Origin of the sequence: Paraburkholderia caffeinilytica (assembly GCF_051027425.1) — a bacterium.
GTDB lineage: Bacteria > Pseudomonadota > Gammaproteobacteria > Burkholderiales > Burkholderiaceae > Paraburkholderia > Paraburkholderia caffeinilytica_A.
In genome coordinates, this window is sequence record NZ_CP186554.1 from 25,245 (window position 1) to 48,732 (window position 23,488).

At 59.2% G+C, this 23,488-nt stretch carries 27 protein-coding genes; 3 read left to right on the forward strand and 24 right to left on the reverse strand.

What is annotated here, in order from left to right; translation table 11 throughout:
- Positions 1-10: 10 nt before the first annotated feature.
- From ACOSV0_RS37040 to virB11, 9 genes are all read right to left on the reverse strand, one after another.
- Entirely contained in the window at positions 11-541 is a 531-nt protein-coding gene (locus ACOSV0_RS37040) for a PH domain-containing protein (protein WP_434116221.1), read from the reverse strand.
- A complete protein-coding gene (locus ACOSV0_RS37045) occupies positions 538-2,193 on the reverse strand; it encodes a type IV secretion system DNA-binding domain-containing protein (RefSeq protein WP_434116223.1) in 1,656 nt (551 codons plus the stop codon). Before ACOSV0_RS37045 ends, ACOSV0_RS37040 begins: the two co-directional genes overlap by 4 nt.
- Positions 2,194-2,195: 2 nt before the next feature.
- Entirely contained in the window at positions 2,196-3,410 is a 1,215-nt protein-coding gene (locus tag ACOSV0_RS37050; protein ID WP_434116225.1) for a hypothetical protein, read from the reverse strand.
- Between the two features lie 272 nt (positions 3,411-3,682).
- Entirely contained in the window at positions 3,683-4,267 is a 585-nt protein-coding gene (locus ACOSV0_RS37055) for a phospholipase D family protein (protein ID WP_434116227.1), read from the reverse strand.
- On the reverse strand, positions 4,257-5,222 hold the full coding sequence (locus ACOSV0_RS37060; RefSeq protein WP_434116229.1) for a hypothetical protein: 966 nt from the start codon (positions 5,220-5,222) through the stop codon (positions 4,257-4,259). The genes ACOSV0_RS37055 and ACOSV0_RS37060 overlap by 11 nt, the downstream gene beginning before the upstream one ends.
- A 7-nt stretch (positions 5,223-5,229) precedes the next feature.
- Positions 5,230-5,877, reverse strand: a complete 648-nt coding sequence (locus ACOSV0_RS37065) for a hypothetical protein (RefSeq protein WP_434116231.1) — start codon at positions 5,875-5,877, stop codon at positions 5,230-5,232.
- The gene (locus ACOSV0_RS37070; protein ID WP_434116233.1) at positions 5,874-6,221 is read right to left on the reverse strand and encodes a hypothetical protein; all 348 of its coding nucleotides are present in this window, start codon (positions 6,219-6,221) and stop codon (positions 5,874-5,876) included. The genes ACOSV0_RS37065 and ACOSV0_RS37070 overlap by 4 nt, the downstream gene beginning before the upstream one ends.
- Positions 6,211-6,981 (reverse strand): lytic transglycosylase domain-containing protein, encoded by a 771-nt coding sequence (locus ACOSV0_RS37075; RefSeq protein WP_434116235.1) that lies wholly within the window; start codon positions 6,979-6,981, stop codon positions 6,211-6,213. Before ACOSV0_RS37075 ends, ACOSV0_RS37070 begins: the two co-directional genes overlap by 11 nt.
- Entirely contained in the window at positions 6,968-7,978 is a 1,011-nt protein-coding gene (gene virB11 / locus ACOSV0_RS37080; RefSeq protein WP_434116237.1) for a P-type DNA transfer ATPase VirB11, read from the reverse strand. The genes ACOSV0_RS37075 and virB11 overlap by 14 nt, the downstream gene beginning before the upstream one ends.
- On the opposite strand from virB11, the gene ACOSV0_RS37085 reads away from it, so the two are divergent.
- Positions 7,953-8,270 (forward strand): hypothetical protein, encoded by a 318-nt coding sequence (locus tag ACOSV0_RS37085; protein ID WP_434116239.1) that lies wholly within the window; start codon positions 7,953-7,955, stop codon positions 8,268-8,270. The two genes, virB11 and ACOSV0_RS37085, sit on opposite strands and share 26 nt — an antisense overlap.
- Here ACOSV0_RS37085 and ACOSV0_RS37090 read toward each other — a convergent pair.
- From ACOSV0_RS37090 to ACOSV0_RS37135, 10 genes are all read right to left on the reverse strand, one after another.
- Positions 8,240-9,493, reverse strand: a complete 1,254-nt coding sequence (locus ACOSV0_RS37090) for a TrbI/VirB10 family protein (RefSeq protein WP_434116240.1) — start codon at positions 9,491-9,493, stop codon at positions 8,240-8,242. The two genes, ACOSV0_RS37085 and ACOSV0_RS37090, sit on opposite strands and share 31 nt — an antisense overlap.
- On the reverse strand, positions 9,490-10,266 hold the full coding sequence (locus tag ACOSV0_RS37095; protein ID WP_434116242.1) for a TrbG/VirB9 family P-type conjugative transfer protein: 777 nt from the start codon (positions 10,264-10,266) through the stop codon (positions 9,490-9,492). Before ACOSV0_RS37095 ends, ACOSV0_RS37090 begins: the two co-directional genes overlap by 4 nt.
- A 17-nt stretch (positions 10,267-10,283) precedes the next feature.
- Entirely contained in the window at positions 10,284-10,652 is a 369-nt protein-coding gene (locus ACOSV0_RS37100) for a TrbG/VirB9 family P-type conjugative transfer protein (protein WP_434116244.1), read from the reverse strand.
- A gap of 43 nt (positions 10,653-10,695) precedes the next feature.
- Complete coding sequence (locus ACOSV0_RS37105; protein ID WP_434116246.1) at positions 10,696-11,403, reverse strand: type IV secretion system protein; 708 nt, start codon at positions 11,401-11,403, stop codon at positions 10,696-10,698.
- Positions 11,397-12,488 carry a type IV secretion system protein gene (locus tag ACOSV0_RS37110; protein ID WP_434116305.1) on the reverse strand — a complete coding sequence of 364 codons (1,092 nt, stop codon included), beginning with the start codon at positions 12,486-12,488 and terminating at the stop codon, positions 11,397-11,399. Before ACOSV0_RS37110 ends, ACOSV0_RS37105 begins: the two co-directional genes overlap by 7 nt.
- A 1-nt stretch (position 12,489) precedes the next feature.
- Positions 12,490-12,798: a hypothetical protein gene (locus ACOSV0_RS37115; protein ID WP_434116307.1), complete on the reverse strand. Its 309-nt coding sequence runs from the start codon at positions 12,796-12,798 to the stop codon at positions 12,490-12,492.
- 186 nt (positions 12,799-12,984) lie between these two features.
- The gene (locus ACOSV0_RS37120; RefSeq protein ID WP_434116248.1) at positions 12,985-13,635 is read right to left on the reverse strand and encodes a type IV secretion system protein; all 651 of its coding nucleotides are present in this window, start codon (positions 13,633-13,635) and stop codon (positions 12,985-12,987) included.
- Between the two features lie 302 nt (positions 13,636-13,937).
- Positions 13,938-16,457 carry a hypothetical protein gene (locus ACOSV0_RS37125; protein ID WP_434116249.1) on the reverse strand — a complete coding sequence of 840 codons (2,520 nt, stop codon included), beginning with the start codon at positions 16,455-16,457 and terminating at the stop codon, positions 13,938-13,940.
- 199 nt (positions 16,458-16,656) lie between these two features.
- Positions 16,657-16,941, reverse strand: coding sequence for a VirB3 family type IV secretion system protein (locus ACOSV0_RS37130; protein WP_179741880.1), 285 nt, complete (start codon positions 16,939-16,941; stop codon positions 16,657-16,659).
- Between the two features lie 9 nt (positions 16,942-16,950).
- A complete protein-coding gene (locus ACOSV0_RS37135) occupies positions 16,951-17,352 on the reverse strand; it encodes a mating pair formation protein (protein WP_252889399.1) in 402 nt (133 codons plus the stop codon).
- 210 nt (positions 17,353-17,562) lie between these two features.
- On the opposite strand from ACOSV0_RS37135, the gene ACOSV0_RS37140 reads away from it, so the two are divergent.
- On the forward strand, positions 17,563-18,420 hold the full coding sequence (locus ACOSV0_RS37140; RefSeq protein WP_434116252.1) for a helix-turn-helix domain-containing protein: 858 nt from the start codon (positions 17,563-17,565) through the stop codon (positions 18,418-18,420).
- An 8-nt stretch (positions 18,421-18,428) separates the two neighbouring features.
- Here the strand turns inward: ACOSV0_RS37140 and ACOSV0_RS37145 are convergent, their stop codons facing one another.
- Genes ACOSV0_RS37145 through ACOSV0_RS37155 form a run of 3 tightly spaced genes read right to left on the reverse strand, consistent with a single transcriptional unit; the run spans position 18,429 to position 21,768 of the window.
- Positions 18,429-19,460 carry a glycosyltransferase family 9 protein gene (locus ACOSV0_RS37145; RefSeq protein ID WP_434116254.1) on the reverse strand — a complete coding sequence of 344 codons (1,032 nt, stop codon included), beginning with the start codon at positions 19,458-19,460 and terminating at the stop codon, positions 18,429-18,431.
- A 23-nt stretch (positions 19,461-19,483) separates the two neighbouring features.
- Positions 19,484-21,280: an ATP-binding response regulator gene (locus ACOSV0_RS37150; protein WP_434116255.1), complete on the reverse strand. Its 1,797-nt coding sequence runs from the start codon at positions 21,278-21,280 to the stop codon at positions 19,484-19,486.
- On the reverse strand, positions 21,277-21,768 hold the full coding sequence (locus ACOSV0_RS37155; RefSeq protein ID WP_434116257.1) for a molybdopterin-dependent oxidoreductase: 492 nt from the start codon (positions 21,766-21,768) through the stop codon (positions 21,277-21,279). The genes ACOSV0_RS37150 and ACOSV0_RS37155 overlap by 4 nt, the downstream gene beginning before the upstream one ends.
- A gap of 203 nt (positions 21,769-21,971) precedes the next feature.
- On the opposite strand from ACOSV0_RS37155, the gene ACOSV0_RS37160 reads away from it, so the two are divergent.
- The gene (locus ACOSV0_RS37160) at positions 21,972-22,244 is read left to right on the forward strand and encodes a hypothetical protein (protein WP_434116258.1); all 273 of its coding nucleotides are present in this window, start codon (positions 21,972-21,974) and stop codon (positions 22,242-22,244) included.
- A 111-nt stretch (positions 22,245-22,355) separates the two neighbouring features.
- Here the strand turns inward: ACOSV0_RS37160 and ACOSV0_RS37165 are convergent, their stop codons facing one another.
- Together ACOSV0_RS37165 and ACOSV0_RS37170 are read right to left on the reverse strand one after the other, a co-directional pair.
- Complete coding sequence (locus tag ACOSV0_RS37165) at positions 22,356-23,003, reverse strand: hypothetical protein (protein ID WP_434116260.1); 648 nt, start codon at positions 23,001-23,003, stop codon at positions 22,356-22,358.
- Positions 23,000-23,311, reverse strand: coding sequence for a hypothetical protein (locus ACOSV0_RS37170; RefSeq protein WP_434116261.1), 312 nt, complete (start codon positions 23,309-23,311; stop codon positions 23,000-23,002). The genes ACOSV0_RS37165 and ACOSV0_RS37170 overlap by 4 nt, the downstream gene beginning before the upstream one ends.
- Positions 23,312-23,488: the final 177 nt, after the last annotated feature.

Below are 23,488 nucleotides of genomic sequence, written 5' to 3' on the forward strand. Positions count from 1 at the left end.
CCTCCACGTGTCAGACCCGCCCCATATTTACTTCCCGAATACCCTTGTAGTCGCGCAGCGCGATCGCAGCGCGGTTGAGCGCGGTACGCATCTGTTCCGCGTTGACCATGCCCGGCAGACACCAGCGCGGGTTGTTCGAATCGCTCGTCAGGATGACGACCATCCCCACGTTAAACACGCGCTGCCACCACGGATGAAGCGAGATCACATCCTGAATGCGGAACAGCTCGAGGCTCGAGACCTTTCGGCTCAAAATTCCCTGTCGGCAGGTAATCCGCTCCATGTCGATCACGATTTCCGTGAACGCCGTTTCGACGAATACAAGCGCGAGCCGCGCCAGGCAGACCAACACAGGCGCAATAACTATGACGGGAGACACAGTCCACCTCGAGGCTGCCCATGAAAAGACGACGGCCAGCCCACCGATCGCGATGCTGGTGCCAAACAGGTCCGGCATGTTGATAACCTGCGACGGCGTGCCGTGAAAAATCACGGTGGGCTGGGCAGATGCCGGCATGAGGTTGGTCGTGCGCCCGGTCATGATCTAATGGCACCGATAATGATTGCTGCTGGGCCGCCACCCTCTGGCGCAGGCGCTGGAATGACCGGCGCGGGGATCGCGATCGACAGCAGGGTCTCGTTCGGCTGCGCCTCGATGTAGGCAGGCACGCGCACCGGATAGTCGCGCGCACCGAACCTGATTTTCGCCAGCGGCCAGTCCTTGCCGTATTTCAGATACCCGTTCAGGTCGGGCAGATTCGAGAGTTGCGACGACGTGACGACGAGCTCCGGATCGCGCTTGCGCTCGCGTGTGTTGATACGCCACTGGCCCTGCACGCCGATCGGGTGGCGCTCTACTTCGTGCCAGCCGATCATCTCCGCAACGTTTTTAGTTGTCAGTGCGTTGGCCCCTCCCAACGCAAGCAGACTGCGAAAACACGAGAGCGTCGCTTTCGCAGGTAGATCCCCCAGTTGCTGATGCAACTGAATCAGATCCTGTAGGTCCCCCACGACACACAGGCCATGCTTGCGGCCCTTCGATACTGCAGCCTCGAAACTGTAGAGACGACCAAGGGATGCGAGTTCGTTCTTGAACACCCACAGCCGCCGGTCGAACGTCGGCGCCTCACTCAGAATCATCGCGTAGATCAGGTCGAGCCAGACTGGGATCGTCGGGCCCAGAGCCGTGCGCTGATCCTCACGCCACGTAATCCAGATGTTCCCTCCGTTTTCGTCGCCCATCCAGCGCCGGATCGAGAAATCGCCATCAGGAATGCGACGCAGCGGCCGGATGTACTTGTTCAGCGTAAAGATGATGCTGGCCGTCGCCCTATCCGCATCCTTTGCGAAGAAACCCACTGAATCCGTATCCTCAAGGTACTTTTGCAACACTGGGCGCTGTTCGCGCACCAGCAAATCAGTGAGCGTCACCATGTCGCGCATGTCGTCGCCGGCGAGCTTGTTCATCGTGTCCGCGAGCAGCGCGCGTGCATAGCCCGCCCACTCTTCGGCCTGATCGCCGTTCTGCGGTGGAATCGCCGAATGTGCGAGCCGTTCGAAGTCGAAACCGTGATCGACCTCGTTGAACAGCGACCAGCCGATGCACCGGGCATCGTACGGGTTGATCACGATGTCGCCTGGTAAATAGAAGCGCGACATGAGCGAGCCGTTCGGATCAACCACCACCATGCGGTCATCGCGGCGCAGTGCCGATGCGATCAATCCATTAATCGCCTGACTCTTGCCGGAGCCTGGTGCACCCACGACGATCAGGTTCTGCGTTTCGAGATCCGTCGGCATCTCGACGCCACAAACGGCGACTGGCGCGCGCGGCGCATCGCCGTGTTTCACGGCCTGTTTGCGATACTGATTGTTATGTCGCGCGATGCGGCTGCTCAGCTGGTGCCGGTTTTCCATCTTCGTGCCACGAATGAATCTGGCGTACCGGTAGCCTTCGAAACCATTGAACAGGTATTCGTGGCATGCCCATGCGGCCCCCGCTGCGAGCGCCGCACCCGGCACCGCGCCCCAGAAAAGCAAAGGATCATGCACGGCCGCCATGAAGCCGTGAATGATCCCCGCAGGAAACGGCAGTGGCGGATAACCTGCCAAAGTGAAGGACACGCAAAGGCCAAGAACGAGCGCGAGCACCGCGCCCGTCCACTGCATCATCACGATTTCGTGCTTTTGCATGATCAGCCGATCCCGTGCCCTTCACGTTGCTTTCCCGGCCTGACGGCCTCCTTGGCCCGCTCCGAGACTGCCTGCTTGCCATCGCGCGTAAAGCCGGCCGACTCGCGCAGGTTCCCGAAGAACTCGGCGCGGCGTTCAAGCTTTTCATGCGCATTCAGCTCCGCAAATTTCTTACGTGGTCCTGCATCGACACGCGCGACGCTGGCACCTTCCGCCCTTTGCACTTTGCCCGCCTCCGCCGACTTGTCCGCAGCTGGAGCGTCCCGGTCGGCGGCATCCTTCGTTTTGTTTCGACCAAGTTTCTTGAAACCCGCAACCCCGTCGACGGATTTCTTCGCCTCCGGTGTCTGGCCGCTGCTCTCAACTGCCGCAGCAGACGGCGTTCGCTTGCCGGTTCCCATTTCGATAACATTGGACTTTTGCGTGGCCGGTTTCTCCGCGGCCTTCTCTGCTACGTTCTCGACCGGTGCCGTACTCTTCCCACTGCCGCGCGAGAAGAACGCATTGCGCGCAGCTTCGATCGCGGCCTTGTCAGGTGTCCCCGCTGCAGACACCCTGCCCGCGTTGGCTTCCCTCATTTCGCGCAGCATTTCGAGTGTGGCTTTGGCCTGTTCCGCACTGACCCCCGAGGTCTTCGCGACCGTATCAACAGTCGCCGCAAATTTAGCCGGATCTTTCAAGGTCTCCAGCGACGTATCAATACTGACGCTCTCTTTCGCGCCCGCTGCCGCAGCCTTGCCCGCCGCTACTTCGACCGTGCGCTCTGCGGTCTTCTGCGCGACCTGCTCCGCGACGGGCTGCGCTGCGGTCTTCTCCGGCCCCTCAATCGCGCGACGCACCTGCGCCCGTAATGCCTGCTCCTGCGCATCGAGCTTGATCTCGGCAAGCTCCAGCTCACGATTGCGGGCTTCCAGCGATTTCGCCCAGCCATCGAGCGTCTTGGGGTAGGTGTGCGTGGCGCCCTTGTCGTCGACGCGCGCCTGCGCTTTCGCGAACATTTCGGCAACTTCCTGCCGGCTCCACTCACGCTGCACATTCAGATCCTTGTTCGCGTGCAGGATCTCGGCGGTCTTCCTCGCGTCGATCAACGCCAGCTTGTTCAGACCCGACAGAAGCGACGCCCGATCGGTGATCTGCTCAGCCCGCTGTGCCTGCTCGACTTCTTTTTCTGCTAACGCCTGCTCGAGCGCGCCGCGCATCGCGGCCGTGTCGATCAACTCACCGTCTTTCAGGCCGAAGCGTGTCTTGAGCGCTTTGGCATCGGTCGCGAGTTGCCTGTCTTCACGGCGCTGCTGGTCCTCGCGCTCGACTGCCTGCGCGACTGCGTGAGGCTCCCTTTTAAGCCAGTCCTGCCGGTATGCGAGATTCTTCTGGCGCGCCTCGAGACTCGCACGGCGCTGCGCGAGCGCCTGTTCCTGCTCCGCAAGCTGTTGCTGACGCTCCTTGTCGCTAAACCGCAATACGGTGTCTTCAAACATAAAAACCTCCGTCAGTTCGACGCCTGCCCGGACCAGGGGCGCCCTTGGTTAAACCGGCTTTGCCAGTGCTGCTGATACGCCTGCGCGACCACCGGCACATGCCACATCACCACAGCGTTTTCGCTGTTGTACCTGGCTGCCGACGTCGTGTAATTAAAGCTACCCGTCTCCACTGTTTCGCCGTCGATCACCATGAATTTGTCGTGATGGATTGGATACACGTCGATCGTACGCACCCGCACGCCGGCGGCCGACAGAAGATTCAGCGCCACGCGGGCGCGGCCGTTGCGGTCCTCGACGAGGTTGCTTTTTTCATCGGCCACCACCGCCACGTCAATGCCACGCTCACGCGCGGCAATCAACGCCCGTACGATCGCCGACGAAGTGAAGGTGTACGCCGCCACATGGATCGACTGATGGGCCGAACAGATGCCATCGAGTACCAGTCGCTCGGCGGAACCCTCCGGAGAGAATCCTGTATCGATCGATGGGCCGACCGGCGCCGTGCATGCCGCCCACGCGTCATCTGCCTGCCCAGTGAGCAGCAGGCCGGCCATGACCACCGTTCCCAGCAGCGACCGGTATTTATGGAGCAACTTCGCTATCCTCATCTGTTTTTGATGCGATGGATAATCTGACGGGACTACGGGCGCGCAGATAATCGAGCCAGCCGGCTTCGTGGCCGTTCCACCATCTGACGTGCCGCACGGTATAGCGTGGGTACGGGTTCGGCTGATGCACGGTCGGCAGGCCAGCGCGTGCGCATGCATACCCCTCGTCGTACGCGCCATGTCCCTCATCGACGGTGTATTGCTTCGCCTTGCCGCGGATATCGAACTCGCTCTCCGGAAACATGTCGATCAGTCCCGCCCAGTACGCCAGATCTGTACAACGGTAGCCAGACGGCGCGACCGGCTCCATCGCGTGCGCCACGAGGTTGCGCAGGTAATGGTTCCGCGTCGCATCTGGCCACCCGCATACATCGCGAAGGTCATACCGCCGTATCGCCACCAGCGCAGCGGCAGCATCCGGCGACATATGGGCAAGAATCCGTTCGGCCCGCTCTGTGGCATCAAGGCCGCGTATGGCATGCTCGGCGAGCTCGAACACCACATGGAAAACCGTTTCGAAAACGCCAGAGTCCGGCTCGGTCACCGCGCCACATTCGGCCGCACGAATGGAGAAGGCAAGTTCTGTTGCGCGCCGGTGCAGTGCACTGAGCAGCATCAACTGATCGTCGCCCTGCGATTCCAGCTCCCTGATACGGTCAATCAGGCTGGCACGCGGCGTCGCTTCATCACTCAACCATGCTTCGTACTCTTTGTTTCCAATATCGTCAGGCTGCGGCACCGCATCGCGCTGCTGGTCGCGGGCGTGAGCGCGCATTGCAGCAGCACGACTGGCAAACGGCCCTCGCACATCGTCGCCATGTCGCAGCAACTGCCCCGGCTTGCCACCGATAACAGCCGCAATGATCTTCCACCCGCTCAGGTGAGTCAGTTCGTAAGGGCCGGTTTGTGTCCAGCCCTGCATGAGATCGGCGTCCGACATAACTTCCTCAGTAGTGAATGCGCGTCTGGAACTGGCCGGCTTCGTACACGTCAATCGCATTTGGTGATTGCGGCGGCTGCCAGACGATGTGGTCATACACCGTGACGGTGACTGGATCGCCGTCGTATCCACCACCGTCACGCCCATTTCGCCAGCTCACCGCTGACGCATCGCTCGAGGGATCGCCATACACCTGATACGCGCCGACCTGGCTGCCTACACAGGCCTGCGGCCCGTAGTACGCGTAACCGTTAGTGAGATCCGCCACGGAAGGCTTCGGCGTTCCGACCAGTGCGAAACCGCTCATGCCGCTGTACGGACGGGCACCGGCCTTACGTTGCCCTTCGGCCACCCAGGCGCCAGCCGTCGCGGCCGTCGTGCCAGCAGGGCACGGATCGTAAGGCGTGTTGTTCTGGCGGACGGTCATGTCCGAGTCTTTACACTGCGGCCAGCCGCGGCCGTGGCGGAGATCGTCCATCAGATGATCCATTGCCGGTCCGCAGGTAGACGGCGCCCACGGCCCGCCATTCGATGAGGGGTTACCCAGACAGATCACAATGCGGCATCCGTAGTCGTCATCGGCACGGGCCATGCCGGCGTGACCGCCAGCAGCGAGCACCGACATCACCAGCATCAGCCTGATTCCATTTTTCATCGCCATACCCCACCCCCTTCCAAAATAGGCGCCCTGCGCCCGACCCTCATGGTTCGCCAGGCACTCCACGTGTTGCGCACGGCCAGACCCAGCAAACAGAACGGCGACGCAGCCACCGCACCCAACCACATCAAGGCAAGCACGGGCGGCAGCAGGACCCAGCCGCCGCTCTCCCGCACCAGCCGGGCCATCAGATAAAAGGACATAGGCACCATGAGCGCCGCGAATTGCGCGCCGGCCCCTGGCTGGTGATGCCACCATTGCGACGCCGCCACGGCCGCCGTGACGGCATAGCCGTCCAGCACCAAGGCGGCAGCAAGCATGCGAAACTGGTTACTGGTCATCGACGGCTCCAGACGCCTTTACTGCCTTGCGCGTATCGCTCGCCTGCCCGTTGGCCTGACCGTCTTCGTCGTCGTCCCCATAGGTCGTGAACCAGTCGTCTTTGGCCGCAGACTTTGCGGCGCGCTCTGGCCGTGCCGCCGCGCGTCGTGCGGGTCCACCTGCAGGGCGAACGTCCGGAACAACATCGATTGGCTGCGCTCCCTGCACACCGGACGCCGGGACGGCAGCCGCAACTTTTTGGGCATAAGCGGCGCCCCTAGTCAGATCGCCGCTGTAATAGCAGGAGAGCGCCGCACGTACCGCGTCATCAGCCTGCGCAAATTGCGGTTTCGCGCGGGCGTAGCACGCTTTAAGAATCGCGGCACCGGTCTTTAGGTTCGTGCAGGGCTCGAAAATGCTCTCTGTGGTCTGTCCGTAACGCGCCAGATTGTGTACGTTGACCTGCACCAGTCCCATGCTGTAATTCCAGCCTCCGGCGTCGAGCGCCTTGACGGTGGCCAACGCTTCCGGAAGGTTCTTTGGCTGGCGTGCAAGATGGCCGCCGACGACGCCGATCGCGAACGGATTGCCGCTGCTCTCGACTGTCGCCACGCGCCCCAACAGCGCGTGATGAACATCAGGGGCGCACTCCTGGGCCAGCGAGACAAAGGAGGCTGCAACCGGTGGGGAAGCGACCTGCAAATCCGTTTGTGACGCTTGAGCGGACAGCAGCATCACACCCAGCGCCAGAGGCACGACGAGCGATTTAATGGGGGACATAGAGCACCTTGCTGATTCCCCGCACCCCATCGTCATAGCGATGCATCTGCACCACGACGTCGATGAGACTGCGGGCATAGTCGATAATCTCGGCACGCTGCAAAGTCGAGCCGAAGCGCATGACCATCTGCGCGAGTCGTTCGAACATGTGCTCGGGGCTAGTTGCGTGCAGGGTCGTCATCCAGCCGCCGTGCCCGGAATTCAGCATTTCCAGCGCGACGTATGCTTCAGCGCCACGCAGTTCGCCCGGAATCACGCGATCAGGCGACAGGCGCAACGACGCTTCCATCAGTTCAACTGGCGTCACATTTGCCGTGCCCTGATTGCCCCGCGAATACAGCAGGTTCACCGTATTGGCCTGCGGAGGCCGCAGTTCGCGCGCGTCTTCAATCGTCACGATCCGCTCCGCCGGCGAGATCTCTTTCAGGAGCATGTTGATGAACTCCGTCTTGCCAGCAAAAGTCGGTGCACTCACAACGATGTTCTTTTTCGCCTTGACGGCGAGCCGCAGGAAGGCTGGCCAGTTGCCGTCGCGGTATAGCATCGCCAGCTTCCTGCCAGTGTCTTCCGCATCGGGCAATGGTTCATTGACTCGCCTGAAAGCGCCGCTCTCCTCGTAGTACTGCATCGTCAAATCAAGCGTTGACGGTTTGCGGATCGCAATCGCGATCGTGCCAGGCGGCACCGCTGGGGGTTGAACAACCTGAATACGGAAATCGCGATTCCCCGGCCCCGTCAGTTCCGAGGGGATCGAGGCCGCGAGAAGCGGGCGCTTCGCATCCGTCTCCTGGTCAGAGTGATGCGCCACCAGTTCGGCAAAGTCTCGTAACGTGCTTTCGGTCAATACTGGCGTATCCACCCGCTCCATGAAACGCATGCCCTTTCGGCCGGCCCATACGACACCCGGACCATTCACAGCGATCTCCGAGACATCGACGTCATCAAAGAGCGGACGGATGGACTCGGTGCGATTGAAGAATGCCGGCACGATCGACATGTCAGCGCCCCCGGATGCGTTCGGCGCGAGCCACCGCGCCGGCCTGCTGCACAGACGGACGATTGAGGCACACCTGCGCATCGAAACACTGGCGGGCAACGGCCTTAAGCTTTGCCTGCGCGAGCATCAGATACCGTCCGTCATCCCGGGCAAAGTCCCTGAATATCTGTGCCTGCAACGCGTCGGCAACCGCGTCGTCCAGCTGGCGGCGCAGTTCGCCTGCGGCGACTTCGCATGGAACGTGCGAGATATCCGTTGTCATCATTCCTCCCCGTCGCCCGATTTGCAGTAGTCGGAGAAGTCCAGCTCGTGTTCGACCTGAATGCGCACGCGCGTGCCCTGGTCGTTTTTGAGTGTCGGCGGGATGTTGACGTAGCCGCCGAGCAGCTGCTGCGAAGACTGCGCCATCGACTGCTGCACACCCGCGCGGTACATCGCCATCGAGTTGTTCTGGTCTGACGACGACACACCGTAGGTCGATGAACCCGCGCCGAGCAACGACAGCGCAGCGCTCATACCGAGGATCTGGCCAACGTGGTTATCCACTTCGGCGTCGATGCCCGCCGACCCGAGCTGATCGGCAACCGGTGAGTCGACGTGGATCTTGACGCCATCCGGACGCAAGGCGACGGCGCTTGCAATGAAGGTTCGTTCTTGCCCCTTGCGCACAGACGAATTCGGTTTGCCTGTAATGCGCGTACCCCACGGCAGCAGCGCAATCCTGCCCTGCTCCCCATAAGCATCCCGATCCAGCATGATCGTGATTGAACCTGGTAGGTCCGAGATAATGCGCGGCACCAGGTGGCCCTCGAGGATGGCCCCCGGCTCCATCTTGCATTGCAGGTTGTCGATCTTTTGCGCCTTGACCGTCGAATCGTCGGCGTTCGCAACGCCGCGCGCAAAGGCCGAATTCGGATCATTCGGACCGTCACCGCCAGAACGGCGTCCCAGCCCTGCCTCACCCTGCTGTGCATCGGCGGAAGCGGCGCCTGCATCGTCTGAGCCATCGCCTCCCGTGTCAGAACCAAAGATGCCTGATTTCATCCGCGCCTCTTGCATTGCCTCGGCTTTTCTGCGTGCCTGCTCAGCTGCTGCGGCCGCCTGGCGTTGACGCTCCGCAGCCCGTCGCGCTTCGTCCGGATCCACGCTCGAGCTTGCCGCTGGTGCCGACGCAGCTGCCGCCATCGACGCCGGAAGTTTCTGCCGACCAGCATCCAGCGGCGCGGCCTTCGCCGTGTCTTCGTCGATCTTCGGCTTGTCGGAACTACCCGATGACGTCGGCGCATCATGCTTCATCGCGTAGAACCCACCGGCACACAGCAGGAACAGAATCGCGCCGGCGACCGTGAAAAAGGTCTGCCGCCGGCCGCGCCCCGGATCGGCCGCGAGCGACGTCTGACGCAGCGCATCAGCTGCGCGCCGGCGCTCGTTCGGGCTATCGCCTGCATCGCCCGGCTCGCCCCCTGGCTGCCCGCTGTCACGAGGCAGATCATTCGGGTTATCAGGCGTATTCAATTTCCGCCTCCCCAGGGTGAGCGCTGCGCCTGTGTCGCCGCACCCTGTTGCGACCGGCTCACACACAAGGTGCGATCGCCATCGCGCAGCGTAAAGCGGTCAGCCATCTGCTCGATCACCAGGTATGGCCCTTCCCTGCGCATGGGCGCAAGCGCCTCGGTGCCATCCCGGTCAACAACATAAATGCTCGGCTTGGGCTTGCCGATCGTGGTCAGAAAGTAAGTGAACTGCCCGTCGTCAAAAACGCGCTGCAGGCCGAACGAATTTTCGTCACCCGACACCTGATAATTCTTGTTGACCATGCGAGGCGGCGAATAGGATGCATCGGAGACGCCGCCCGAATCGTCGCCCCATCCATCGTTTCCATCAGCCGGATACAGGAAGCGCACCGCATAGGTCGCGCGTTCCGGATTCTTCGAACTGGACAGGCGGAAGTAATAGACGTGGTTGCTCGTCGTGACCGTCAGATTGGTTCTCGCGTCAGGCTCGACCGGCTTGAGCACAAGATGATTGCGAAACTTCAGAACTTGCCAGCCGATCGAATCGCCGATCGCCTTGTTGAGGATCTTTTCCCCAGGCGCAAACTCGATCGTCGTCGCATAACCATAGACACCGGTGATTTCGTACACCTGATTCGGATCGAACTGAAGCTGGCATACCCGGTTGTCCGTGATCACGCAGCGTGGATTTTTGGCCGCTTGCGCATTCACACCCATAACGGCGCACGCAATACCCACTGAACATGCCAGCATGCCGTGGCGAATCGTTTTCATGTCGTTCCCTCTCCTGGTTAGTACGCCGAGGGCGTCACGAAATGCACGATATGCGCGGCCTGCAATGCATCGTCAATCGACGCTATCTGCAGGTGGTAAGTGCCGCGCGTCGTCGTGACATTCAGCCCCATCTTTTCGCCCGGCCTGTCGGCCGTCACCTGCAGCGTGTCGCCCGTTCGCTGAACATGAAAGACCGGTGCCGTGCTCTGCGCGATGGCCTTGATGTGTTCGTCGCGCGGAAAGTCAATCGCCAGCAAAGTCCTGTCAGCAACGGTCAGGTCGTAGATCTGGTCCGCCATGTACGGCAGGCGCTGCACATTGCCTTCCGTGCCCCGCAGGACAGGATCAGCAGCTGTTACTGCGTGAGCCACGGCCGACAACGCCACTGCTATCGCTACTGCCGTCAAGGCACTCCTGACTGTTCGCATCTCAACCTCCAGATGGGGCCGGCGCACCCGGCTCTGTGTTTGGCTCGAAGCCGGTCACCATGAAACCCGTACCGTTGATGTAGCGGTTCTGCGGCGTTAGCGCCTGCTTCACGAAGTCGTAGCGGAACAGCACATGCCAGTACACCGTCTTGTTGTCGCCGTTGCCGTCGTTGTAAGTCGTGAAGGTTGCTTCGGCCTTGTGGTCGTCACGGTCGAGAATGCGGATGCGCTGATCCTTCACGCGACGAACCGTCGTCTCTGCGATCGCGTAGTACGGGTTGTCCCTGTTCTTCGCGTCCATCTCGTGATTGAAGCGGTCCGCCACGTCCGAAGCTGAATGCAGCCTGACGTAATCAATATGATCCTGGCGAAACGCGCGATCCAGCGTGTAGCGTTCAGTCACGTAACGGGCAAGTTCGCTCTCGATCACGGCATCCTTCGAGCTGAGCACCGCAGGTGTGCCGATCTCGCTTTTTGCGACGTGGTTGTTTCTGTCAAGAGTCAGCACCACAGGTGGCACATACTCCTGATTCGCCTTGTCATAGGCCATTGAAGCCAGTGCGAGGCCAGCGATCGGCCACGCTACCAACGCGAGCAGATATGCGCGATTCCGGGATAAGCGAATCGCCTCATAGGATTCGGCTGGCGGTGCGTCAGACGCTGCCGCCTGACGTACCTTGGATGCTTTCTGGAAAATCGCGCTCACCATTGACCTCCATCAGATGTGCCGCTCGACGGCGCTGTGCCGCCTGGGCCGCCCGGTTGACCGGCACCCGATGGGCTCGACATGCTTGAAGGGCTCGTAGCGCCGCCCGAGGAAAGCGCCCGCTCGATCCGGGCAAGCTGGTTGCCGTGAGCAGTTTGGGTGTTGCTGATACTGGTCAGCGCAGTCGCCGCGCCCGGATTTGCGCCGGCGCCGCCTCGCCCACCACCGGAAAACTTCGACATGATCTGGGACATCATGAAGCCGCCGATCATGTCCGCCATGCCACTGCCGGCGGCGCCGCTCGATGTCAGCGCGGACGCCAGCGGGCGAATGGTAAAGGCCATGAAAAGTGTGATGGCGCCTGCAAGGATGATTGCAGAAAAGGCGTCGTTCGCCGTCATTGCGTTCGGGTCCATCTTCGATACAAACTGGTCAGTGATATCGAAGCTGAATTTCACAATGACGCCAAGCAGGATGCCGACCAGTGCAAATTTCGCCATCGCCGCAAACCAGCTCATACCGAACCCGCGCGTGCTGTTCCACATCAACGTCGGCACGAACAGTGGGAACAGCAGCATCGTGACCGCAAAGCCCATGTCTGAGCCGACCTTCAAAACAAGCGCGACCAGGACCATCGCTGTATTGACAATCTGCAACACGAGCCCAAGAAGCACGATGCCGATCTTGAGCATCGACTGCTTCATCATCTGGCCAGATGCATCGGAAAACTTGTTGTAGGCGTTCTCCAGGTATTGCGTCATGGACTGCCCGCCCATCAACGCATTTACCGTGTCGTCGCGCAGCTCCTGAAATGAGTGAAAGATCTGTCCGGCAAGCCCGCCCCAGTTCAGTGCAGCGAACACGAACATGATTGTGAGCAGCATTCTCACGAGAGGCCACACGTCCGCAGGATCCCGCCCGGAATGAACCCGGATTACCTTCACTGCTACCCAGATCATCGCGAGGTAGAGCGCCGGTTGCGTGACTGCGTGCCCCAGCACCGGGTAATTGGTCGACAGAAACGCTTCCGTTCGCGACGGGATGCTGTCGAACAATGTCTGGATGAATTGATCTACCGGATCAGCCATGTCACTTCCCCGGGCCAAAAAATATCTGCTTGGAGGCCTCCGCGGCAGCGTTGCAGTCGCGTGCTTCCGGGGTGTCAGCAAAGGGACTAATGCCGTGGTTTGTGCAATCGTCTTCGCGCGCTTTCATCTCAGCTCGATGCGCGAGGTAATACGCTTCCGTCTTCGGCTCAAACGCCGGCACAGTCTGCGCAGGGGGTTCGACAGTGCCGCCTCCCGTGCTGCTCGTATGCACGACGTAAACGATCAAACCGCCGCTTCCAACAACTGCGACTGCGAGAAGGAACCAACTGAGTTTGCCTGTCCACGTCATATGCCTGTCTCCAGTTTCTTCACCCGTGAGCCAGCAGGCCCACGGCGCGCTGTCACGCCTGCTGCCCGATAGGATGAAAATCGCACGCGCACGGCGATTTCGATATCGCGCCGGAATGTGCACAGCCAGCCAGACACGTAGCGCCGGCGAGCAGGAGATAAAATACGATGCTTCGCATGTCGATCCTCACTTCGATACGTTGCTGAAAAACTTCTCGCGCTCTGCGGTGGCCTGGTTACTCTCGTTGAGCTGGTTCGCCGTCAGATTCGCGTTGATGGCCTGCAATTTCGTCTGCGCGGACTGGGCCATCCCCAGCTCAGCCGACATGCGGTTCTGCAGATCGGCTGCATCCTTGACGTTCTGCGTTGTGTCGACCTGCTGCGACAGGTTCTGGAAGTTACGCAAGTGCGTTTGCGCCTCGTCGTACAGTGACTCTCCGCCGGCCAGCGCCGAGCGAACCGAGTCGGTACTCATCTTGTAGTTCGCGCCCTCGCCCTTGTCTGCGAAGTCATCGGGTGACATCGTGTTCATCACCTTTTCATACGTCGCCTGTCGGCTACCGTAGATGCCGCTCTTCTGCTGCGATACAACGTCCTGCCAGCTGCCCGGCACAATGGACGACGCGTCAATTGCATCGGTCAGCCCCTGCCCACCGCGCCCGTACGACCCGGTTACCGCGCCGTATTGCTGCTTGAGCGTATCGATTTCCTGCTTGAGCTGCGCACCCTGCGCGGCCAGCGCTGTCCAGGTCCCTACATCGCCCACCGGAACGCCCGTTGCGAACGCTGACGTCGATATGGCCATCACTGCGATGGCCGCTACGAATGGCCCTTTCATTTCTGCACCTCCACTTCCGGTTGTAAGGTCGATTCCACCAATCGCGCTGCGCCCCTGGGCTTTCCAATCCAGTACAGCCTGATGCCTCGCGACCACGACCACGCATACACAAAACAAAGCGCGAGCACGCCGTACTGCTGCGATTCCCACGCCATCCAGAACCAGAAAGGTTGCCCTGCAAGCCCACAGATACAGGCCCACTTGCGCCAGTGTTCGCGTCGGTCCTGCGACAGAAAAATGCTAGCCGCACCGAGTACACCGATTGCAATCTGTCCGATCACAGGTTCACCTCACCACTCAACTCAAAGGTTGTGCGTCCGTTCAGATAGCGCACGTTTCATGAACACTGGAACCCATCGGCTCGGGTCCGTTGTGCCCAACTCGGCGCGGACACGGTTCATCAGCTCAACCGACTTGTCATTCGACGACAGGACGGCCACGAGCTCAGGCATGTCCGACATATCAAACGAGGCGCGCACACTGACTCCGCTGCCTTTCTTGATGAGCACCTTGTAGTCGGTGGGCGCTGCGCGCTCGATGAATTCGAACTCGCTCTGCGAAAAGTCCAGGTTATCGACGTAGTCCCGTCGATCGGCCTTGTCATTCGCGAAATAGAAGCTCGTCACTGCCTGATTCTTGACGGCCGCCACCGGTCGGTAGAGAGCGCTCGGCTCGGGCGTAATGAAGAGCGTCACGCAGTTGCGCCGACGGAATGTCTCGCGATACAACTCGACTTTCTGTTGCCAGAACGGGTTGCGAATGTACGTCTGGGCTTCGTCCCACACGATGATCGCGGGCGACCCGTCAAGCGATTGCTCGATACGGTGCGTCAGGTAGTTGAGCAAGATGGGAAGCTCTGGCCTTCCCTCCTTGTCTTTCATCAGCTCCCGCATTTCGTAGCGGTAGTGACGATGCGTTGTCACATCGAGCGTGTCGTGTTCGTTGTCGAAAACCGCTGCATTCGCGCCATCGCCGTGCCACACTGCAATCGCGCGATACAGTTCCGAATTCTTCGCGCCGAAGCGCCAGGCGAGATTCCGCAGGCGGCGATCCTCGAATTTAGTCTTGCTGTCATCGAAGTTGTCATTGACTGCCGTAGCAATGCGTTCGATATCGTCAACAGTGAGCCTGTAGCCGTAGCACGTCGCCATCATCTGCAGCAGCTCGCGCAGCATCGCGCGGTTCTGTTCCGTGTCGGGCATCTTGCAAGGGTTGCCAAGGGAGCGTGACAGGCTGAGTACGATGTCGGCACCGTTCATTGCCTGCATGAACACCGTCGCGCCGTTCTCACGGTCAAACCAGTGCACCCGGGGCTCCACCTTATCGGCCTGACTGGTAACCATCGCGACAAACAACGTCTTGCCCACCCCCGTTTTCGCCGCGAAATTGCCATGCCCTGGCACCATCCCGGCGCGTTCCTCATGAAAGTTCAGGTAATAGCCGGTCTGACCTTCAGTCGGCAGGACCATGAGGCATTCACCCCACAGGTTTCCGTCGAAGCGCCCTTGCGGAAAGCTATGCAGCGATGCAAAGGCGGCAAACTGGAGCGTCTCGACCTTGCCGACCCGGCCGTTGTGCCGCTTTCTGGCACCAGGTATCTGCGACCATACGGCACGCTCCATGCCGGTCGTCTCGACAACCGGTTTCACGCCCCAGCTCTTGAAGCACTCGCCCGTTTTACCAACGGCATCATCCAGCGCTTCAAGCGCCTTCAGTGCCGCCTCCTGCGAGCGCCCTTCTACCGGCACATGAACGAGGACGCTCATGTGGTGGGTGCCAAGCACTGCCTTGTTGGCAGCCTGTCGCATACGCAGTGCCGTAATTTCCGCCGACATACCGGCAGTCGTCCGGTCATGCGATAGCCGGGCCTCACTGGTCGACGTCGCCATGCTCGCGTCAAGCTTGTCGATCGGGAAAAACTTCTGCGTGACGATCAGTTCGGCGGGCAACCGCTGGAACCGGTCTGCCATCCCGGCGACAGCGCCATCCGGCCAGCGCGACATGGCCAACACCTGGCCGATGCGCCGGTGGTTGAGCCCGTTGACCTCAAAAACATCTTTCCCAAGGATCGGGTTGCGGCCGAAATGCAGATACGCGCTCGCGATCGCCTGGGCCAGGTTGTATGAGTCAGCCAGCACCGGCCCGTCTTCCTGTGTGAGCAGATAGCGCAGAAAGCGCGCCATCTCACAACAGGGCCCGATTTCCGTTTCGACGCGGCCCAACCGACGAGGCGCGTAATGCGCCAGCGATTTCATCAGCGAATTGACCTTCTCTTCAAGGTCACGCGCCTGTCTCGACTCCGTTTCAAGCTTGTCGTTGGTGCCGGATGGATTGAAGGCATTGAATACGCGATCGAGCCGCCCGACTACCCCGCTGTAATGCCGGTAGCGCACGACGGCAATATAGATTTCGTGCTGATACAACGAGCGCGTCTGGAAACGTGCCTTCAGCTTTTCATTAAGGAAATTCGGAAACCAGTTCGAATACTTGCCGGCGGGCCACCGGTTGGCCTTGCGCCGGATCTCGTACACGTAGATGCCCACATTGCTGTCAGCGATGGACTCCAGCGCGGTGTTCCGCTGATGCTTGTACGCATCGACGCCGGTGTCATCGAGCATTTCCGCGTAGAGGCCCTGGAGACGAACAATCTGCACCAGTCCGCTGTCGAGCGTGCGCAACGTATGGTCGTTGTAGTACGCGTTCAGGCCAAACGGAAGTTCGCGCGAGGCGTGCAGATCAGCCGCATCATCCTTGTCTGACTCGCTCCGCTGAACGAATGGCGACGCGCCGAAATGACGGTCAAGAAAGGTGGAGAGAGACATAGTGCCGGGCTCCTCCTATCGCTTCGGGCCGCGAGGGGCGCCCGCCTGCATGAGCAGCGCCGGCACGAAGAACGTCTTGCCAGTGCCACCCTCTGCCCAAAGGTTCGTGTGTCCCACACGGCGCGACGGCATCGACAGAGCCGGAAAATTGTCCGTCGGCTGCGACGCAGGCGACACACGCCGGCGAGAGCGTGAAGATTTATCGTGGCGCATAGGTCTTGGCTCCGCCCCAGTATTTGAGGCTACGTGGCTTCGCCGTCGCGCCAAAGCTCTGATACGCGACCGAGAACGCGAACATGTCTTTCGCGGTAATCAGATAGGAGCCGATGACCAGAAAGGGCACGGCGAGCATCACCGGCCACCATTTGAGGAACATAAAAACAACCGCGGGCAATACGAACGAGCCGAGGAACAGCTCAGCCAGGCAGCCCCATATCATCCAGGGTTGAACCATTCCTTTCGGGATTTCGTGTACTTCACGCATGGCCTCACCTCAGATCTGCGAGGAAGCGACCGACGCCGCATAGCGGACGATGGAAGGGACCGCGAAGAATACAAATGAGCAGATAACTGCGATCACGGCACCCTTCATCGGAATCCAACCCTTCGGCACCCCGAGCACACAGATGCCGAGAATCGCCATGAAGACATAGGGACCCGCGTCGACGAACAGCCAGCTAACGAAATCGCGAACCAGGCCCGTGCCAGTGCTGTAGTCCATCGCATAGGCGAATTCAGGGAAAACAGCTACGCACAGCAAAGCAACCAGCAGTGACATGCGCCGCGATGTGCTCGCTTCGACACTGCAGAAAACCGCCAGTACGTCGCGTGTCTTCGCGCAAATGAAGGACAACAGGCGCTTCGCAACACTCTTACCCACAACGGCGTCTGCCATATCAAGCCTCTTCAGTGATTCGTGGTTAGGCGGGTGCCGCGCCGTCAACTCCTGCCCTCGCGCGTCATCCAATGGAATGAAGATTACCTACCGCGTCACTTTACTAGCCGCAATGAGCGTGTCAAGTCATGTTTTGCAAAATATTTCCAAAACCTTGCGTGTCAGGTCAGTTATGGATAAAGTCGGCAACCAAAGGAGGGGTATCTAGATATGCCTGATAACGACATTCAGACCGACTCAACGGCCATCGCCAGTCGCGTTCGCAATTTGATGGAGCGACACGGCGTTACCAAACGCGCTCAGGCGAGCGAGCTAAGCCGGATACTTAATCTCAGCTTCTCGGCTGCAAGCCGCAAGATGAAAGGCCAATTGCCATGGGATCTGAAGCAACTCGGGGCAGTTGCTACGCACTTCGGCGAAACTCCGAGTGTTCTGGTGGAAAACAACGAAGATTTTGAAGACTCGACCACGGGCGAGGGGATGCTGATGGTTAGCCCGCGTCCACTGCCCTGCTCAGTGCTAATTGGTGAGGAACTGAGTGGCGACAGATCAGCCGACCTGGTAGCGATACAGTCGGGCGACATGTGGAACGTATATCCAGCCGAAATTGCCCCGGCCGGGCGGATATTCAATGTGCTGTCGGTCGAAATACGCCCCGACCTCCCGCACCTCGATAAGCCGGCTATCGCGGTTCTCGACGATGATACTGATACACAGGCGGCCGACAATGTCTGTGACTATCTTAACGACCACGGTCTGAACGCCACACCGTTCTATGATCTGGCCAGCTTTCGCGAAAGCCTGAAGAGCAACGCGTTCGACGCTTTCATAATCGACTGGCTCATCAACGATGACACCGCCGAGGCCGCGATTGTCGATATCCGAAGGGCCGATAATCCATCGACACCGATTTACTTGCTGACCGGGCAGTTGCAAACCGGTAAGGCCCGTGTTGACGACATTGCCCGGGTGGTTAAGCAATTTGGCTGCAAGTGGATCGAGAAACCGGTGCACATGCCCATATTGTTTTCGCAAATCTCTAACGAACTGAGCGGCACCTCGAGCTAACCACGGAGCTACAACGCCCAGTTGCTCGCGATCAGTTTCTGATACGCACGGTCCACTATCTCCAGATCACCCGCTCGACCGCTTGCCTGTACTCCCTGAAGCTCTGTGAGAGAAAGGTCTATAGCCGTGCAGCTCGCATAGTCGCGCACGCGCAGCTCGGGCGGGATCGTTGTGAAAAATGCCACTGTAGGCACATCGAAGCCCGCTGCAATGTGAACAGCCGCCGTGTCCGACGTCACCAGAAAGCGTGCATTTTTCACCCACGCGAGAAAGGCAGCTGTGTCCACCGATAAACTACTAATGTCCATGTAGTGCTGGTGATCGACCTCGCCGAAGCCCAGCACGGGGAGGTGAAATTTCTCCCAAAGTCGATTCACAGCCTCGGCCCGAAACGAATTCGGAATACTGCGCACCGGCGTACTGGCGGTCGGACAGAGCAACGCATATTCCTTCGATGTCCATTCCGTGCTCAACGCCGGCAGGTTTACGCGCTTAAGCCAGTCATTCGACTTGTGGTCCGGGCCTACGTCATCTGGCGGGATCCCGAGCGCCCAGAGGAAAAAATCTACCATGGGCATCGACGAGAAATTCGGCCAGAACAAATGGTTACCCAGATCGATCCTGAGTTCATCGTCGGGCAGGGAATCGACATCGACGGGAAGATCCACGACAGCCCCAAGCATCGGCGCCGCCAGTTCGTAGAGCTGCTTGACGTATGCGGGGGCGCGACTCGGACGGTAGATAACGAAGGAAATTCCTGGGTGCTGCCTCTTGATCGCCGCTAGCGCCGTGAGTCCAATAATCGAGTCCCCCAGCGTGACACCCATTCCGTTGATGACATGAACGCGCGTTAGACGCGAGTAGTCGACTTCAAACGGTGCAACATTTGCATTCTTGATTGCCTGCACAGCAGAAAGCGCGCGATAGCCTTCTGCGGTCACGTCGGATACCTCTAGGTCATAGGAGGCAACAATCTCACCATCGCGCGATAGCAGAGAACCTGCATTCGTAAGCGCCGAAACCTCATCAAGGATAGTCATTGATCGATCACGTTCGGTTGAATTCAGTGCGGCTTGTCAGCTGCGAGCGCATCCAGTAGCGCCTGCTTTAATACCGAGTTTCGCACAGGCTTGTGCAGGTGTTGTGTGAAGAGTTCAGCGCCACTGTCTTTCAGCAGCTCCCTGGAAAACGCACTGATGCCGATGATAGGAACATCCCTATTCGGTCCCGGTGTCGCTCGCACCTTACGAGCGACGGCGATTCCGTCTTCCCCTGGCATCTGCACATCCAGCAATACTGCGTCATACGTCACCTCACTCAATGCAGTCAAAGCCTCGCCTGCGTCGGTAGCAACATCCACATGCGCACCAAACGATGACAGCACGTCCGCAAATGACTCTCTTGCAGACTCCTGATCATCAACGATAAGCACCCTCTTTCGTTCGATGATCGCCGTAACTTGCAGCTCTGTTCCATCGGCCTCTGTAGCAGCCGCAGCTGCTTTGACGGGCAGCGACACTGAGACTTTCGTTCCTCGCCCCGGTTCAGTTTCGATGTTGATCGATCCGCCGAGCAGATCGATCAACCCCTTGACGATCGCGAGGCCAATGCCTGCGCCGTCGTGCTTCCTCGTATTGGACTGGTCCAGTTGCGTGAAAGGCTGAAAGAGCTGACTAACAGATGCCGCAGGTATGCCGGGTCCGGTGTCTTCAATAGTGATGTCAAGGACGGCCCCACCCCTGGACGGCGTCACATCGAGACGCACAAGAATTCGACCGGCATCCGTATACCGAACCGCATTCGATAGCAGGTTTCCAACTATCTGCCTGATGCGATCGGGGTCCGACAGATACCAGCCCTCGCCGTTGTTGACCAGTGCGACGACCTCCAACCCCTTGCTCCTGGCAGACGTCGTCACGTCGTCAATCATCGAACCTATAACGTCGGCGGGTTGAAATTCCCGCTCCCGCAACGTGAGGCGTCCGGCGTCCAGTCGCGCGAAGTCGGTAAGATCTTTCATCTGTGTTTCTAGCCTACTTGCGGCTACCGCCAGCCTCTTGATCAACGTCGCGTCGCGTTCGGCAAATCGCCGATCCAAAAGTGTATCGGCCACGCTAACGATACTTTGCAGCGGTGTCCGCAGTTCGTGCCCGATCATCCCGAGGAATGCATTTTTGGCGCGGACCGAGTCCTGTTCTGCCTTGATCGCCGCGTTCTGCTGACGCGTTAGCCGCTTTCGATCGACGCCTAACATCAGGGCGAGCACAGCCGTTCCCGCCAGGAGTGTCAACAGTAGCAGGCTGCTCAGGAAAAAAAGGTGCCGCTTTCCGATCAAGTCTTCATAGACTGTATCGCGCCGGCCTATCTCGGCCTCGCTCACGTGATCCGTGATGACTGCCAGAGGCTCATCTATTTGCCCTAGGCTAAGCGACAGGTCCACGGCCCTGCCAGGATCTTGCGGCAGCTGTTCGACGGCAGGCTTCACCCTCTCGATCACCGCACCTATTTGTGCGATCGCATCTCGAAAGGACGCATTTCCATTAAATATCTGAGTGGCATCGGACGGTGTGGCCAACACGGCGTATTTCGATTGCAACACGTCAAAGCGCAACTGCACCGACCGAAAATCCGATCTGCCGGCGCCGTACAGGAGAAAGGCGTTCTTAGCCTTGTTGGCTGCGATTTCCAGTTGCGCCACGGGCCAGTAGTAATTCTCTTGAGGACCAGCCAGCGCCTTGAGACTCGCTGGTGACAGGAGCAGCGAATACGCGAAATAGATCCAGACCGCGGATACGCAAAGCAGGAGAGCAATCGCGACGCCGAGGACTCTTCTGACGCCAAGTCGGCGAAGGAAAATCATTCAACGACAATCTTATAAATTTGCCATACAAATCGAGCCTCGATCGACGCCCGGTTCAGGTCCTCCTGGTGGTCATCGCGTGGATAAATCAGCATCAGCGGCCCAAATCCCTTCTGTTCCAGCGGCTTGCCGTCCCGCTCATATGCCACGATCACGCCATATTGCTTCGCATCCGAAAGCGGAACATCGTGCTTGTAGTCATCGAGCGCATACACGTGCAGAACCTTCCCACGCGCGCCAACTTTCTGCAGAATGCTCTCCAAGGTCGGGCCGCGCCACACACTCACTGGCGTCCAGTTGGTCGATGTCTTGATTGTCTTGGTACTAAGCGCAAGCAAATCGGCACTGGTGAAATGGTACGTGTGCGTACTGGCATCAGTTACGTTCGCAATGTTTCCTGTCACGTCCAAGCCCCAAGGGACAGTCTGGGCATGCGCCTGAGAAAGGCTGGACGCAAACAACAACAATGCAATTCCGAGATATCTCACCACAGCCTCCATTTGTGTTTGTGTGCGGACGATGTATGCCGGGCCCAGGAGCATCTCGCGCCACTTACCCGACATTTCGCAGCAATATAAGGCATCTGCGACGCCTCGGCCCGCTCTAGCTCGGCAAGTTGCGGCACAAGGGGACATTTGAGGGTATCTGCTACCATCAAATCACCACCACAAAGTTAAATTCAACACCCTGCATGCCAAACGACAGATCACCGACCCACGAAAGCTTAAACCGCATCCTTCAGGACCTCCGTGCATGTCAGGATGAAATCACGGCTGCCCGCGCAAAGGGTGTGACCGTTGATAGCGTGCCGATGTTGGCGCGTATCGATAGTCTCGCCAACCAAGGCCACGCTTTGTGGCCGCAAGACGAGGAACATCGCGGCCCTGAGTTTGAAGACATCCTGCACGTCAAGGCAGACATTCAAAATTTGGCGATCGAGTGTAGACGCGCCGTTTCTTCCTGAGAAGATCGACGCACATTCGCATAAGAATGTCGCCCCGGTTGGGGCGGCCGGGAAATCCAACGGTCCCATGTAGTCCGCACAGCACAGGCGGCTAAAGATACCGCGCGGCGCTCATGCAGCGCCGACTGTACTGCTTTCATCCTCTGCCCTCTTTGCAGCGTGCAAACTGAAGCTGGAGATCAGAATATCGAAAGTGTGCCGAGCCGCATTACGTACGGTGGTTGAAGGGCTTTCCAGCGACGCGCCCAACAATTCGGCCGTTGAATTGACGAACCATACTGGCCTGTCGATCACCCGGCCGGGGAATGCCTGTTTAAGTGCATCAATCAAGCGCTGCGCGGCCTCCTGAGCATGCTTGTTAGTTGACCATGCTGAAGGGAGCGCTATTGAGTCAGGCATCGTCTCGAGGTCACGGGCAACCGCCTCAAGATCCTCTTCGGACGCTCGGAACGGCAGGATTGTAAGGTGCGCCTGCTCTGCCATTGCCTGGTCGAAGGCTGGCCTGTTACCACCACCGTCCACAATCAGCCAACCGTTTTTCGTACTCTGGCTCGCAGTGATGATCTGCGCCAATACATTACCGTCCCTTCCGTCCAGCACCCCGTATGGGCGGCCATCGGCCTTAACGCGTCTGTGCGGATCGGTAAGCACGTATGCAGCTGGTTGCTTTCTCAGGATCGCGCCAAGGCACATCAAATGCGACGTGGTGGTCTTGGTGGTCCCGCCCTTCTGCCCGCCAACATAGACAATGCTGCTCATAGCCCCCCCTTCTCCAAGATTTCGAGCATGATTTCCTGAACCGTCACGACCCTCCCCTCCAGCTGACTTCTTTTCGCAGCTGCTGCGACATAGCGCGCGTTGAGTGCCCGCGTTGGACGTATGGTTAATTGCATCGTGTCCACCGGCTCTTTCTTTGAAGCGATCTTCCGTTCTCGCTTTGCCGGCGCTGGTGTGGGGACCGGCTCCGACATAGTCGGTGCCGCTGCTGCCTGCGGTGCAACAAGTGGCGTCGCGTTGGCACTCGTCAGGCGGGCAGCCAGATCATCAACCCCTTTCACGGCCTTCATTTCACAACCTCATAAAGTTATAACGCTACGAAACTATAGATGTACAACATCAAAACCTCAAGACGTTTTAACTCTATAACACCATACAGTTATACCGTTATCACGCTATAGTACTGTGACGTTATGACTGCATATAGTTTTAGCTTTGTAGCTTTGTAGCTTTGTAGCTTTGTAGCT

Bases quoted from the DNA above. Each gene is read 5' to 3' on its own strand.
- ACOSV0_RS37040 (WP_434116221.1), bottom strand. From the start codon at position 541: ATGACCGGGCGCACGACCAACCTCATGCCGGCATCTGCCCAGCCCACC.
- ACOSV0_RS37045 (WP_434116223.1), bottom strand. From the start codon at position 2,193: ATGCAAAAGCACGAAATCGTGATGATGCAGTGGACGGGCGCGGTGCTC.
- ACOSV0_RS37060 (WP_434116229.1), bottom strand. From the start codon at position 5,222: ATGTCGGACGCCGATCTCATGCAGGGCTGGACACAAACCGGCCCTTAC.
- ACOSV0_RS37065 (WP_434116231.1), bottom strand. From the start codon at position 5,877: ATGAAAAATGGAATCAGGCTGATGCTGGTGATGTCGGTGCTCGCTGCT.
- ACOSV0_RS37070 (WP_434116233.1), bottom strand. From the start codon at position 6,221: ATGACCAGTAACCAGTTTCGCATGCTTGCTGCCGCCTTGGTGCTGGAC.
- ACOSV0_RS37075 (WP_434116235.1), bottom strand. From the start codon at position 6,981: ATGTCCCCCATTAAATCGCTCGTCGTGCCTCTGGCGCTGGGTGTGATG.
- virB11 (WP_434116237.1), bottom strand. From the start codon at position 7,978: ATGTCGATCGTGCCGGCATTCTTCAATCGCACCGAGTCCATCCGTCCG.
- ACOSV0_RS37095 (WP_434116242.1), bottom strand. From the start codon at position 10,266: ATGAAAACGATTCGCCACGGCATGCTGGCATGTTCAGTGGGTATTGCG.
- ACOSV0_RS37105 (WP_434116246.1), bottom strand. From the start codon at position 11,403: ATGGTGAGCGCGATTTTCCAGAAAGCATCCAAGGTACGTCAGGCGGCA.
- ACOSV0_RS37110 (WP_434116305.1), bottom strand. From the start codon at position 12,488: ATGGCTGATCCGGTAGATCAATTCATCCAGACATTGTTCGACAGCATC.
- ACOSV0_RS37115 (WP_434116307.1), bottom strand. From the start codon at position 12,798: ATGACGTGGACAGGCAAACTCAGTTGGTTCCTTCTCGCAGTCGCAGTT.
- ACOSV0_RS37120 (WP_434116248.1), bottom strand. From the start codon at position 13,635: ATGAAAGGGCCATTCGTAGCGGCCATCGCAGTGATGGCCATATCGACG.
- ACOSV0_RS37125 (WP_434116249.1), bottom strand. From the start codon at position 16,457: ATGTCTCTCTCCACCTTTCTTGACCGTCATTTCGGCGCGTCGCCATTC.
- ACOSV0_RS37130 (WP_179741880.1), bottom strand. From the start codon at position 16,941: ATGCGTGAAGTACACGAAATCCCGAAAGGAATGGTTCAACCCTGGATG.
- ACOSV0_RS37135 (WP_252889399.1), bottom strand. From the start codon at position 17,352: ATGGCAGACGCCGTTGTGGGTAAGAGTGTTGCGAAGCGCCTGTTGTCC.
- ACOSV0_RS37140 (WP_434116252.1), top strand. From the start codon at position 17,563: ATGCCTGATAACGACATTCAGACCGACTCAACGGCCATCGCCAGTCGC.
- ACOSV0_RS37145 (WP_434116254.1), bottom strand. From the start codon at position 19,460: ATGACTATCCTTGATGAGGTTTCGGCGCTTACGAATGCAGGTTCTCTG.
- ACOSV0_RS37150 (WP_434116255.1), bottom strand. From the start codon at position 21,280: ATGATTTTCCTTCGCCGACTTGGCGTCAGAAGAGTCCTCGGCGTCGCG.
- ACOSV0_RS37160 (WP_434116258.1), top strand. From the start codon at position 21,972: ATGCCAAACGACAGATCACCGACCCACGAAAGCTTAAACCGCATCCTT.
- ACOSV0_RS37165 (WP_434116260.1), bottom strand. From the start codon at position 23,003: ATGAGCAGCATTGTCTATGTTGGCGGGCAGAAGGGCGGGACCACCAAG.
- ACOSV0_RS37170 (WP_434116261.1), bottom strand. From the start codon at position 23,311: ATGAAGGCCGTGAAAGGGGTTGATGATCTGGCTGCCCGCCTGACGAGT.